Origin of the sequence: Cyanobium sp. BA5m-10 (assembly GCF_024346255.1) — a bacterium.
Taxonomy (GTDB): Bacteria; Cyanobacteriota; Cyanobacteriia; order PCC-6307; family Cyanobiaceae; genus Cyanobium_A; species Cyanobium_A usitatum.
On sequence record NZ_JAGQCP010000006.1, the window covers coordinates 37,695 to 50,323 of the forward strand.

The 12,629-nt window shown below is 68.3% G+C and carries 10 protein-coding genes; 3 read left to right on the top strand and 7 right to left on the bottom strand.

The window, feature by feature from the left end; all coding sequences use genetic code 11:
- Positions 1 to 10: 10 nt before the first annotated feature.
- From KBY85_RS04120 to KBY85_RS04140, 5 genes are read right to left on the bottom strand one after another with little or no spacing between them, the layout of a single operon-like run.
- The gene (locus KBY85_RS04120; protein ID WP_254960306.1) at positions 11 to 376 is read right to left on the bottom strand and encodes a phosphomannose isomerase type II C-terminal cupin domain; all 366 of its coding nucleotides are present in this window, start codon (positions 374 to 376) and stop codon (positions 11 to 13) included.
- Complete coding sequence (locus KBY85_RS04125) at positions 373 to 1,950, bottom strand: ATP-dependent RecD-like DNA helicase (protein ID WP_254960307.1); 1,578 nt, start codon at positions 1,948 to 1,950, stop codon at positions 373 to 375. The genes KBY85_RS04120 and KBY85_RS04125 overlap by 4 nt, the downstream gene beginning before the upstream one ends.
- Positions 1,947 to 5,732, bottom strand: a complete 3,786-nt coding sequence (locus KBY85_RS04130; RefSeq protein WP_254960308.1) for a UvrD-helicase domain-containing protein — start codon at positions 5,730 to 5,732, stop codon at positions 1,947 to 1,949. The genes KBY85_RS04125 and KBY85_RS04130 overlap by 4 nt, the downstream gene beginning before the upstream one ends.
- Entirely contained in the window at positions 5,729 to 8,989 is a 3,261-nt protein-coding gene (locus tag KBY85_RS04135) for an exodeoxyribonuclease V subunit gamma (protein ID WP_254960309.1), read from the bottom strand. Before KBY85_RS04135 ends, KBY85_RS04130 begins: the two co-directional genes overlap by 4 nt.
- Before the next feature lie 23 nt (positions 8,990 to 9,012).
- Positions 9,013 to 9,672 (bottom strand): metallophosphoesterase, encoded by a 660-nt coding sequence (locus tag KBY85_RS04140; protein WP_254960310.1) that lies wholly within the window; start codon positions 9,670 to 9,672, stop codon positions 9,013 to 9,015.
- 113 nt (positions 9,673 to 9,785) lie between these two features.
- On the opposite strand from KBY85_RS04140, the gene KBY85_RS04145 reads away from it, so the two are divergent.
- On the top strand, positions 9,786 to 10,109 hold the full coding sequence (locus KBY85_RS04145) for a hypothetical protein (RefSeq protein WP_254960311.1): 324 nt from the start codon (positions 9,786 to 9,788) through the stop codon (positions 10,107 to 10,109).
- Here the strand turns inward: KBY85_RS04145 and KBY85_RS04150 are convergent.
- Both KBY85_RS04150 and KBY85_RS04155 read right to left on the bottom strand, forming a co-directional pair.
- Positions 10,106 to 10,426 carry an MgPME-cyclase complex family protein gene (locus tag KBY85_RS04150; protein WP_254960312.1) on the bottom strand — a complete coding sequence of 107 codons (321 nt, stop codon included), beginning with the start codon at positions 10,424 to 10,426 and terminating at the stop codon, positions 10,106 to 10,108. The two genes, KBY85_RS04145 and KBY85_RS04150, sit on opposite strands and share 4 nt — an antisense overlap.
- Positions 10,423 to 11,172 carry a pyridoxine 5'-phosphate synthase gene (locus tag KBY85_RS04155; RefSeq protein WP_254960313.1) on the bottom strand — a complete coding sequence of 250 codons (750 nt, stop codon included), beginning with the start codon at positions 11,170 to 11,172 and terminating at the stop codon, positions 10,423 to 10,425. The genes KBY85_RS04150 and KBY85_RS04155 overlap by 4 nt, the downstream gene beginning before the upstream one ends.
- 178 nt (positions 11,173 to 11,350) lie before the next feature.
- Between KBY85_RS04155 and KBY85_RS04160 the strand changes: the two genes are divergently transcribed.
- Positions 11,351 to 12,043: a 1-acyl-sn-glycerol-3-phosphate acyltransferase gene (locus KBY85_RS04160; protein WP_254960314.1), complete on the top strand. Its 693-nt coding sequence runs from the start codon at positions 11,351 to 11,353 to the stop codon at positions 12,041 to 12,043.
- 71 nt (positions 12,044 to 12,114) lie between these two features.
- Positions 12,115 to 12,612, top strand: coding sequence for a hypothetical protein (locus tag KBY85_RS04165; RefSeq protein ID WP_254960315.1), 498 nt, complete (start codon positions 12,115 to 12,117; stop codon positions 12,610 to 12,612).
- The last annotated feature ends 17 nt before the right edge of the window (positions 12,613 to 12,629 follow it).

Here is a 12,629-nt window from a genome sequence, read left to right on the forward strand (position 1 = left end):
TCGGTCCGCTTCACTTCCGGCCGAAGTCGTCCGAAAGGCGCTCGATGTCGGCTTCGCTCAGCCAGTCACCACGCTGCACCTCCACGATCTCCAGATCCGCCAGACCCCCTTGGGCCCGGTGAATTGCCCCTTGGGGGATGAAGACGCTGGTCCCTGCCGTTGCGGTGATGGCCTCCTCCCCTACCTGCAGTTCACCGTCGCCGGCCACCACCACCCAGTGCTCACAGCGGTGTTGGTGGCGCTGCAGGCTCAGCCGCTGGCCGCGGCGGATCAGTAGGCGTTTGACCAGGTATTGATCTCCGCTGGCCAGCTGTTCAAACCAGCCCCAAGGGCGTTGCACCCGGCCGGCGGGACTTAGGGGCTCAGGGATTTTCACGATTTCAGGCTGACAGCCGCCGCCGCTCCGCGCAACGGGGTGATCAGGCAGGCCCGCTCTCTGGCCCTTGTCAGGGCTGTGTAGAGCAGGCGCCGTTGGGGTCTGCCGGTGTCGGGCATCAGCACCCATACCTCTTGGGCCTCACTGCCCTGGGCCTTGTGCACCGTGAGGGCCAAGGCTGGCTCGGCCTTGGGTAGCTGGGCCGGGTGAATCCAGAGAGGCTCGCTACCGCCCTGGTTTGCAAACAGCAGGCGGCGTTCCCGCCCCCGCTTGGCTTCCCTTTCCACCACCAGCCCAACGTCGCCATTGGCGAGCCCCAGTTCGCTGAGGTTGTGGCGGCACAGCACGGGCGTGCCCACTGGCCAAAACTGGGGCGAGCGGGCGGCAGCCTCCCCCAGCAGCGCTTGGTGGATAGCTTCCACCCCCCAGCGGCCCTGGCGCACTGGTGTCAGCACTAGGTAGTTATCCAGGCCCGCCAGCAGGCTCGCGGTGAAAGTGGGATCGTCCAGATCGCCCGCCAGGCAGCATTGCTGCAGTTGGTGCTGGTGCTGCCGCAGTCGTTGCAGCAGCTCTGCTGGCAGCTGGCGTGGGTTGGCCTGCAGCCAGCGCAGGTTGTCGTCAGAGTTCAGTGGTGTGAGCAGGGCCTCGAGGGGCTGCTCAGCCTCCCGTAGGGCCGCTGCTACCGCAGCGATGGCCCCGTTGTTGCGGTAGGTGGTGCGCAGCTCTATGGCGGCTCCGCCCAGGGCCTGGCGGCGTTCGGGAGCCTGCAGCTCCAGCAGCACTGGTCCGGGGCCTACCGGTGGCAGCTGGGCCGCGTCCCCTACCAGCACCAGCCGGCAGCTGGGGGGCAGGGCCTCCAGCAGGGCCTGCATCAGGGGGAGATCCACCATCGACATCTCATCCACCACCAGCAGGTCGAGGGCAAGGGGGTGCTGGCGGTTGCGGCCGAAGCGCTCGCCGCGGCTCTCCAGCAGCCGGTGCAGGGTGCTGCAGGGAAGTTGCAGGCTGCTGCTAGCTAGGGCTGCCCGCAGCCGACTCGCCGCTTTGCCCGTGGGGGCTGCTAGCTGAATGCGGCTGCCTGGTTGCTGGGCTAGCACCGCAGCCAACATGCGAGCCACGGTGCTGGTTTTGCCGGTGCCCGGACCGCCCTCAAGCAGCACCAGGCCGTATTGCAGCACCGCCGTGACGGCCCGCTGCTGGTCAGGATCCAGCCCGTCGCTGCAGCTTGCGCCGGGACTCGCATTTGGGAGCTGAAACTGGGCCCGCTCGATCAGTGCCTGCAGCACCTGCTGGCGCTGGCGCTGCCAGCGGCGCCACATCAGCCGGTCGCCCTCCAGCACCAGCGGACCATCCGGCTCGGCGCCCAGGGGTGAAGCCTCCAGGGCGCGACGATGTTCGGTGCTGGGCAGGCTGATTTCCAGGCGTCCCTCCGCCAGGGCGGCAGCCAGGTTGGTGATCAGTTCCGCCAGCAATGGATCGGGGCTGCTGCCATGCAGCCGCGGCAGGGCTTCAGCCAGGGCCGCTGCCAGGCTCTGGAGCCAGCGAGGTTGCTCCAGGGGGGTGGGGCCGCTCATGGAGTGCCCCCTAGGGCCTGGTCCAGTTGGAGCAGGCGGGCCAAGGGCGGCTGCTCCACAAACATGCCGGGCACAGCGCTGGCCGTGGTGGGTCCGGGCACCCCTCGCAGGAACACGTAGACGTAGCCGCCCAGGTGCTGCTCGGGTCGGTAGCCGGGCAGGCGCCAGCGCAGGTAGCGGTGCAGGGCTACCAGGTACAGGTGGGCCTGTAGGGGGTAGTGGTTGGCGGCCATCAGCTCTGCCATGGCTGCTGCTCCGTAGTGGCGTGGACCGCAGTGCAGCGGCTGCCCCTGGTCGTCGCGCTCGCCCAGCCAGTTGCTCTTCCAGTCGGCCACCCACCAGCGCTCGCCCTGTCGAAATACCAGGTCGATCGAGCCGGTGAGAAAGCCCCGGCTTTCCACTTTCAGCTGGGCAAGCTGCTCGGCGTAGGCGCTGCCAAACCACCCTTCATGATGGTCGGCAAAGGAGCGTGCCAGGTCTGGGGTGCGCACCAGGCCGAGGGGCAGATCGAAGTTCATCTCATTGAGGCGGGCACCGCGCTCAAGCTGGGCCAAGCTGAAGTCGTTGCAGGGGCCGCCCAGGGGCGTATGCCGCAGCTGCTCAAGCCCAACTAGCACCGCTTCGCCGTGCTGCGCAGCGATACCGGCCCGCTGCAGCTCGCGGCCCACCAGCTCGGCCTGGGCTGCCAAGGGTTGGCAGTAGTCGAGCTGCTCAAGGATGCGGTGCAGGCAGTCGCCGGCCTGGGCGCCCCGGGGGAAGGGGGCCAGAGGGCTGTCCTGGGAATCGGCGCCCATGGCGTTGGCCGCCGTTGCTGCCTCTAGTTCGGTCACCAGGGCATCGGTTTCGCGGCCCTCCTCCACGGCTGCGGGGGCGGCGCTGTGGCTGCCCTGGGTCCAGCTGGTGTAGCTGCTGCGGCCCCAGCTGCTGTCGAAGCCATGGCTGGGTACGGGGCCTCGCTGCAGGGATAGGCCAGCAGCTGCCGGGCCTGGTTTCAGCTGGCTGCGCTGGCCGCTGGCGGGGGGCTGCACCAGGGTGAGGGGCAGCTGGCGGCAAGCGATTGCTTGCTCCAGCCGCTGGCGCCACTCCGCATCACTGCGGCCGATGTAGGGGTCGTGGTCGCTTGCGGGGGGCTGCTCCTGGTCGAACAGCCAGGGGTGCAGCGGATTGCCCTGCTGGCCCAAGGCCGGGCCCCAGGCCAGCACCAGCAGCAGCTTGGCCCGGGTGGCAGCTACATAGGCAAGTCGCTCCCGCTCCTGCAGCTCGGCCCCAAGCTGCTGCTGGCTGGCGCCCTGGCCCGGGCCCCAGTTGTTGTTCAGGTGCAGGTCGAGCACGGCTTCGGGCTGCCCGCCTTCAGGGCCGCCCGGGTGCCAGCGCACGCCGATGGACTGGCCGCTGCGGCTCTCAGCGCCGGCCTGCCAAAGGTAGGGACAGATCACCACTGGATATTCCAGGCCCTTGCTGCGGTGCACCGTCAGCACCGATACGGCCTCATCCACCACGTCGCTGTGGGGCTGGTGGGCGTCGGGGATGTCCCGGTCGGGATCGAGCCGCAGACGCCGCAGCCAGTCGGCTGCGGCTGCGGGACCCAGTTGGTCGGCATGGAGCCGCACGGCCACCAATTCACCGCACTGCTGCAAATCCGCCAGCAGCCGGCCGCCGAGGGATAGCTGGGCCAGCCCCTTTTGCTCCAGCAGGCTCGCCAGCACCCCAAGCAGGCCGCGGCGGGGTAGTTCAACGGCCAGCTGGGCTAGGCGCGCAGCCAGGTTGCTCCAGGCTTCGGGGCTGGCGGAGGCGATTTGCTGGGCGCTCCAGCCCAGCAGGGGAGAGGCGGCCAGCAGCCGCAGGCGCTGGGATCGGCCGGGTTCGGCAAGGGCATCGAGTAACCGTTGCAGTGCCGAGGCGCCGGCGCTTTCAAACACATCCCCCTGGCTCACTAGCTTGCTGGCTATGCCGCAGCGATCGAGGGCGGCGCGCTGCGCTTCAGCCTGACGGTGGGTGCCCACCAGCACACATAGGTCGTTGGGGCCTAGGGGTTGGCGCTGCTCGCCCCGCTGTTGCATCAGCCCCTGGTTGAGCAATTCGGCGCTGAAGCAGGCGATCTGGTCGGGAAGTTGCCGCTCCAGGGCGCTGCGGCTGGGTGGTTTCTCACCAGCCAGGCGGCTGCCGCCGAGCCAGAGCAGCTGCAGGGGGTGCTGGCCGGCGGGTAGGCGCAGTTTGGTGTCGCTCGCCTGGGGCCGCACCGCCGGTACGGCCAGGTCGCTGCGGCGCAGCCCCGGCTCCATTAGGCCGTTGAGGCCGGCGACCAGGGCTTCGCTAGAGCGGTAGTTATCGCGAAGGCTGCTGATACCGCCGAAGCTGGCGGCGGCCTGACGGGCCAGCAGATAAGTGCGCAGGTCGCCGCCGCGGAAGCGATAGATCGCCTGCTTGGGATCACCCACCATCACCAGTCGGTGCCGCTCAGGCTGGAAGGCCCGCGACAGGATGCGCCACTGGATCGGATCGGTGTCCTGGAATTCATCAATTAGGGCAACCGCATAGCGGGCTCCCACCGCCTCTAGCAGGGGGGTACTGGCCTGCTCGCCTGGATCAAGACCCTCCAGCAGTTGGGCGAAACCCAGCCTTCCGCTCTGGCGCCGCCGCCGGCCCAGTTCGGCCCGACCCCAGTGGCAGGCGTGCAGCACTAGGGCTTCGGCCGGTCCATCCAAAACCTGGGCGATCGCCTCCTGCAAGGGGCGTTCGGGCAGGGAGGGGCCGGGGCCTTTCCCATCGCCAGGTTCGAGGCTGCGGGCAACTTTGAGAAAGGCGCCGGGGTGGAAGTAGTCGCGCAGCAGGCCCTGGCCTCCGCCCTGGCTGCCTGCCGTGGCGCCGTAGTCGCCGCCGATGGGCTGGGCAGCGATCCAGCCCCGCAATAGAGCGCAGCGGTCCTTGGTGGGTTTGGGAACGTAGGGGCTGGTGGTTTTGAAGCCCTGGCCGCGCCATTGGCTGGCGGCGGCACAAAAGCCGGCCTCCAGGGCTTGGCCGTGGCTGGCCCAGAGCTGCTGGAAGTTGTGCCACGCCTCGTTCCATAGGGCCTCGAGCTGGGGCGCCAAGGGGGCGTCGGTCCGCAGGGTTGCCGGCAGGGAATCCAGGCCTAGGGCTGGATCGCCATCTAGCTGGCGCAACAGGCCCTCGAGGGTTTCGGGGCCGCCAACCTGTTGCTGCAGCCCGGCCAGCAGGTGGCTTGGCAGGGGCAGCACCTGCTGTTGCCAGTAGTCGTGTGCCACCTGGCGCACCAGGGTGCCCTTGTCGGTTTCGAGCTGCAGCTCCGGTGGCAGGCCCGCTTCCAGGGCGTGGCGCTGCAGGGTGCGGCGGCAGAAACCGTGGATGGTGGTGATGTCGGCGGCATCTAGTTCCTCTAGGGCCAGCAGCAACCGGGCCCGCAACTTTTCGGCCCGCGGTCGTTGCTGCTCCAGCCAGGCGGCCAGGGTGGGATCGGGCGGCTCCAGATCTGGATTTTCCAGGCCTGCCAGGGCCCGCTGCAGGCGCTGGCCGATGCGATCGCGCAGTTCGGCGGCGGCGGCCTCGGTAAAGGTCACCACCAGCAGCTGGCGCAGCCCCAGTTCGGCCTCGGCCACGTAGCGCAGCACCAACTGGGCCAGGGCGAAGGTTTTGCCGGTGCCGGCGCTGGCCTCCAGCAGCCGCAGCCCGGGATCCAGGGGAAAGGCATTGGCCTCAAATGGTTGTGGGAGTGGCAGGGCTTGTTCAGATGCCAAAGCCTGATCGCTGCCGGCAGACAGGTTCATATCAACCGCTCCCGCAGGGGACCAAGCAGCTCCTCAGCCCGGGCGGCTAGCTCACCGCTGGCCACCAGGGCGGTGCCGCTGAGTTCAGATCCGAAACAGAGGGCCTGCTCCGGATCAAGCCGCTCGCCGCGCCGCTGAAAACCGCCTTCCCAGGTTTCGATCGCCCGTGCTTCACCCTTATCGAGCAGGGCCCAGCCGGTTTCCGGTGGCACCGGCCAGCAGCTCCGGCGCCATTGCTGGCGCAACTCCAGCAGCCGCATTAGTTCGGCCCGGGCGCTATCTACCTGGGGCGCCTGCAGCCGCAACTGCACGCCGAAGTCCTTGGCACCCCGGGCCACCAGCACCCCATCCAGCGGCCCTTGGTCGGCGGCGGCGGCCAGCAGCAGCGCCAGCCACAGCTCCAGCCGGTGGCGATTGCGCGGCCGGGCGGTGTGCAGCACCAGCACCGAGCTCCCCCGCCACTGCAGCTCCTGCTGCCAGTTTTGCCAGAGGGCCAGCTGGCGGCGCTCAGGACCCAGGGCCTCGAGGCTGGTGTGCAGGCTGCGCCAGCGCTGGCTGAGCCCGCCGGCCTCCAGTTCGCCTGCCGCTAGAGGAGGCAGCAAGCCCTGGCCGCGGTGGCGAGCCAGCCATCCAGCGGGCTCATCGAGGAGAGATGCGTCGGTGGGACTTTCGAGGGCCTGGCGCAGCAGCAGCGCCCGCTCGCGCTCATCGAGGCTGAGGGGCTCGAGGTCGTCGAGGCTGTCGGCCCATTCCCGCGGCCTTAGCCCCAATTCAGCCAGCCAGCTGGCCTGGGGAGCAAGCAGCCAGTCACGCAGATCCCCATAGGCATCGCTGGGTTGGGCCGGGGGCGCGCTAGGGGGTTCGCTGGCCGCCAGGGGCCGGGGCGGTTGCGGTGCTCCGCTCTGCTGGCGTGGTTGATCGAGCAGCTCACGGGCCTTCAGCAGACGCTCGTCGCAGCTGCCGGGGGGCCGCTCGCCGCTGGCTTGGAAATTGGCCCGGTCGAGGGGGTTGGCAGGGTGACTAATCACCAGTTCGCTTCCGCGACAAGGCAGCTGCCCCTGCAGCCACTCGAGCCACTGGCGTACCGGTGTGGCCGGTGGCAGCTCTTCGCCGCTGCGGGGGTCGCGGCTGCTCCAGGTCACCAGCAGATGGTCGCGGGCTGAGAGCAGGGCCTCCAGCAGCACGTAGCGGTCCTGGTCGGCCGGGTTGGGATCGCCGAGGTGGCGCTGCTGCTCCAGCAGGTGGAAGCCGGGCCGCTTGCTCTGACGGGGATAGGCGTTTGCATCCAGGCCCATCAGCACGATCACTCGGTGGGGAATCGCCCGCATCGGCTCGAGGGCGCTGATGGTGAGGGCGCCGCTGCGGTGGCCAAACCGGCCCGAATCCGCAGCCAGGCGCTCATCGAGCACGGCAGCCACCACGGGTGCGGCCAGCTCCAGGTTGCAGCCGGCGGCGGCCTGCTGCCAGTCGTCAATGGCGGTTAGCACCAGGGGCAGCTCCCAGTCCTGGCCACTCCCGCCAGCCTGGTCGCCGTCGCCGAACAGGTCGCTCAGCAGGGCCCGCAGGCAGGTGTTCCAGGCCAGGCAAGAGCGGGGTCGCCGCAGCTCCACCAGCCAGTGGCGCAGCCGGGTGAGCAGGTGCAGCCAGCGGCCCAACAGCTCGATGCTCTCGCCACTGGCCAGGGGGGCGGTGGCGGCCGGGGCCAGGCCGGGGTCGCAGGGCAGCACCAGGCCTAGTAGCAGCCGATCGATCACCCAGCTGAGGCTGCCGCTGTCCAGGCCGCCGCGCTCCTCTGCATCGAGGCCCCAGTGGAAGCCCCCCCGCTGCAGTAGGGGATGCAGGGCCGCCATCTCGACACCACTGAGCTGGAAATGCCCCTGCAGCGCCGGACTCTCCAGCAGGGTTTCCAGGGCGGAGGCGGTGAGCCGCTCCCCCGCCAGCCGCAGCAGCTCCAGCAAGCTGCGGCTGAGGCTGGCTTCGCTTTGCTGGCTGCGGTCGGTGAGGCGCCAATTGAGGGGCACCCCAGTGGCCTCTTGATCGCCAAATACGGCCGCCACCAAAGGCGCTAGGCCATCCACCTGAGGCGTCATCACCAGCACATCGCGGGGCTGGAGCGTGGGATCGGCGGCCAGCAGCTGCAGGATGCGGTCCCGCACGACCTGCACCTGGCGCAGGGGGCCGGGACAGCGGTGGAACTCCAGGGAGCTGTCTGCCGGTGCCCGCTGCAGCAGGGGTTGGGCAGCCGGATCCGCCAGTTGTTGCTGCAGCTGATGCAGCAGGGGCGCTGGCCCCTGGCCCCGATGGCTGCTGGCTGGGGCCACAAACAAATCCTTTTCCTGCCACTGGCCCTGGAGGCTCTCGCCGCTGCCTTCGAGCAACTGCTGAAACTCGCCGCCGAGTCGGCCGAAGCGGGCCTCCAGGCCAGGGGCCTGCAGTAGCCAGTCACCATCAAGGGGCTGCTGCAGCGCGATCGCATCGCTGAGCAGTTGGCGGCGGCTGGTGCAGCGCTGCCACAGGTCGCGGCAGGGGGTGAGCAGGTAGAGGTCCACATTTGTGTGCACGCTCAGGGCCTGCAGCAGCTGCACCTGGATCGGCGCCAGGCTGCTGAGCCCAAACAGGCGCAGGGGATCGGGAAGGCTGCCGGCCGGCGGTGCCTTGATCTGCAGCTGGGCTATGGCCTCCAGCACCTGCAGGCCGAAGGGCTTCACCCCCAGGCGCTCCCGTAGCCGCCCCACCAGCAGCCGCTGCCACTCCTGCTCCGGCGGCAGGGGTGGGCCGTCCTCCCCACACCACCAGGCTGCCAGCAGCTCAGGGCGATACAGGGCTAGGTCGTCGAGGGCGTCGGCGATGCTGCGGCCCAGTTGCCATTGGGCCAACTCAAGGTTGCTGCCGTGCTGCGGGTAGCGGCCTAGCCAGTGCTTAAGCGAGGCAGCTTCTGGCTGCTCCACCAGGTGGGGGAGCAGTTCCAGCACGGGCCACACCAGCTGGCTGGCACGCCAGGGATCCTGGTCTGCGCCGTTTTCGCCCAGCACCCCATTCACGATTTGGCGCAGCTGGCTGCCAGGAAATGGGTAGCGGATGTTGGCGGCGATGCCGCCGAGTCCCACGGCCAGCTGTTCACCAAGCCAGCGGCTGGTGGGCCAGGTATTCACCACCACCTGCACCGTCTCGAGCGGCCCGGGCGGCGTGAGCAGCAACTGGGCGGCCAGGAGTTCGGCTAGGTGTTCGGCCCGGTTGCCCCGGAAAACTGTGAGCACAAAGGATGCTCAGCTGTGGGTCGTCATGGCAGGCAGCCTGCCAGCTCCTGGCTGAAGGAGGAGAGCCGGCGCTCTTGCAAGCCGTAAACGGCGTGAATAGCTCCGGTCTCGGGGCAGTAGGCCGAAAGCTCGCCGCCGTAGCAGGCGCCCGTATCCACCATCACGATCTGGCCGAGGCGACGCACTTGGGGCCCGGGGGTGTGGCCGATCACTACCTCACCGAAGCGACCGTCGTAGGCCTGCCAGAAGGGCATGCGGATGCTGAGGTCGGGTTCCCAGGTGTCGGGATTGAAGCCAGCGTGGGTGGCGAGCCAGCCTTTGCCGGAGTAGGTGAGGGGCAGCTGCTCCAGCCGCTCCTGCCAGATGCGGCAGTGGCTATCGCCGAGCTGGCGATAGGTGTCGCAGCCGGCCAAGGCCCTTTGAGCGGTCCAGTCGCCTTGCCGCAGGGCGGCCACTAGGTCGGCTTCGTGATTTCCCATCAGCCAGATGGCCCGGCCGGAGCTCACCAAGCCCCAGGCCAGCTCCATGGTGCGGCGGATCTCGGGGCCGCGGTTGATCACATCACCGCAAAGCACGAGCTTGTCGCCTGCAGGTAGGCGAGCTACCAGCTGCTCAAGCGCGTCGGCACAGCCGTGGACGTCCCCGATCACCCAGTGGTGGCAGGAACGTGAAGGGGACGTCATCAGTCCATCGCGTTAGTTCCAGTCTTGCCTGCCTGACGGCCACTTGTCAGCCCCCCAGCGATTCATGTCGACCGGCCAGCGCTGGTACGGTCGCCCCACCCAGTGACAGTCAGATGAATCCAGCGTCGTTGTCGGTGGTCCAGCGGGTAAACGCCCTGGTAAAAGCCCTAAATGGCGCTAAGCGCACCAATGAGGCCTTGGCCCGCTGCGGCAACGGTGAGGAGATGCTCGACGTTCTGCTCGATGCCTCCGCCAAGCTCGGCCTAGGGCTCAGCCGCCAGCAACTGGCGAACACCCCACCAATCCGCGACTGGGTGTGGTGGAAAAACAAGGAGGCCTTGCTCACTATTGGTGATAACAAGCCTCGCTACCAGCAGGATGGCGGTCAGGGAGCCTCCGATGACGGGCCGCGCAAACGCTTTTTGGGGCTGTTTTAGGACGCGCTGGCGAGGGCGTCGGGGATTGAGGTGCTGGGAGCCTCAAAGCGGCCCGTGGCCACGAATTCCAGGCGCAGCTTCAGAAAGGTGATGAACTTCTCATCGGTGGACACCACCGCCGCCGCCGGCCTCGGCACGGCGCTGCCGATCGGTTCGAGTTGGGGTGCATCGAGAAAGGCCGGCCGTTTCACCAGCCAGAAGTCGATTTCCTTGCCCTGTTCTCCGTAGTGGCGCACCCTTTCGCGCAGCACCTCCTCAAGGGGCTCCTCGACGGTGAGGAACGCTTCGCTGGCGGCGATGAAGTGATAGGTGCTCATAGCTGGCGGCTGCCGAACAGGGGGTCGCGGCGCGGATTCTGTATCAGCGCCTTCATCTGCCGAACAGCTTCTTCCAGTCCCACCGCCAGGGCCCGGGCCACGATTGTGTGGCCGATGTTGAGCTCCTCCATGCCTTCGATGGCGGCGATGGGCTCCACGTTTTGGTAGGTGAGGCCATGGCCGGCATTTACCCGCAGCCCGAGGCTGCGGGCGATGAAGCTCCCCTCCGTGAGCCGGGCCAGCTCGGCTGGCTGCAAACTCCAGCTGGCTTCGGCGTAGGCGCCGGTGTGCAGCTCCACCCAGCGGGCGCCGGTGGCGCGGCAGGCCTCCAGCTGGCTCGCCTCGGCGTCCACAAACAGGCTCACGCCGATGCCGGCATCTTGCAGCGCACCCACCAGAGCGCTGAGAGCTGGCTGCTGGCCCGCCACATCGAGGCCGCCCTCGGTGGTTACCTCCTGACGCTTCTCCGGCACCAGGGTCACCATGTCGGGCCGGATCTGCAGGGCGATCGCCTCCATCTCGGGCGTGGCGGCCATCTCCAGATTGAGCCGGCTGCGCACGGTTTGACGCAGCAGCTCCACATCGCGGTCCTGAATGTGGCGTCGGTCTTCCCGTAGGTGCACGGTGATGCCGTCAGCCCCCCCCAGCTCGGCCAGCAGGGCATAGCTCACTGGATCGGGCTCCACCGCGCGGCGGGCCTGGCGCACATTGGCGATGTGGTCGATGTTGACGCCGAGGCTGGCCATGGCTGGGGAGTGGTGGCAGGCGATGATCCCGCCCAAATCCTATGGATACCGCAACCTGCGCCGGCTCAGGACGCCAGTTCAACTGCCCGCGCTCGAGCCGAGCTCCTTTGCCTAGCCCCTAGCTTTGAGCTTGGTCGCACTTAACGGGTTGTTGGCGGTTCAATCCGGCCCATCGGCGTTGTCCACCCAGGCACCCTCCTCCCGGGAAAAGGGGCTCTGCAATGGCATCAGCCCCTGGCTGGCACCGCTCGCCATGGTGGCTAGCCAGGACATTGGCCTCCGCTTTTTTTTCCGTAGCGTCCAGGTGCTTGGCAGCGAAAATCTGCCTCTCAGTGGGCCGCTGCTGCTAGCTCCGACCCACCGGGCCCGCTGGGATGCCCTGCTGTTGACCCACGCCGCAGGCCGCCGCATTACGGGGCGGGATTGCCGCTTCATGGTCACGGTTGATGAGATGCGTGGGCTGCAGGGCTGGTTTTTGCACCGCTTGGGCTGCTTTCCTGTGAGTCAGGGGCGCCCCTCCCTGGCCAGCCTGCGCTACACCGTGGACCTACTGGCTGCCGGTGAGCAGCTAGTGGTTTTTCCAGAGGGGCGCATCGTGCGCGAAGAGATTCCCCTGCGGCTGCACCAGGGCCTCGCCCGCCTGGCCATGCTGGCCGCCGGCCAAGGCGTGGCGGTACCGGTGGTGCCCGTGGGCATCGCCTATGGCCATCGCCCCCCCCGCCGCGGGGATGGGGCCGTGCTCTGTTTCGGCCCACCTCTCAGCTTGGAGGGCCAGGGAAGGCAGGCTGCGAGTGCTTTCACCGCCCACCTCGCCACCGCCATGGCGGTGGTTGAAGGCCAGGCCCAGGGAGCCCTGGGTCTGGCCCCCTAAAGTTGTTGCATATTTGTTTGCTGGTTGTGCGTAGGCCATCCCGCTTGATTTGTGGCTCCGCTTTGGCCTTGATGGCCCTCGCTGCGCCCCTAGCTCCGGCCAAGGTGCAAGCTCAGCAGGAGCCCCAAAAGGCCCTGGAGTCCACCGGCAGTCCGTTCAATCTTGAGGGTGTGCGCGCCCTGTTGGTGCGCGGTGACGCCGCCGTTGCTAAGGGCAATCTGGCCGAAGCCCGCAAGCTCTACGACCAGGCCCGCGATGCCTGTCGCCGCCTGCTCGGCTTTTATCGCGACCTGAGCGGCTCCTTCCGCGGACTCGATGCCCGCATCCCCCGTGAAATGGACCAGAAGGGGCGGGAAGCTTTGGAAACCATGGCTCAGGCGAACCTGCGCTTGGCGGCCTTGTTCCGTCGCCAGAACCAGCCTGAGGTGGCGGTGCCCCTGCTGGTCGAGGTGGTCAAGGTGATGACCCCGGCCAGCCCGGAGGGTCGCAAGGCTTTCCAGAGCCTGGTCGAGATTGGCTTCGCCGCCACTCCCTACACAGCAGGGGCCGCGGCAACCCCTGGAAGCTGACCACTAGATTTGCCCTG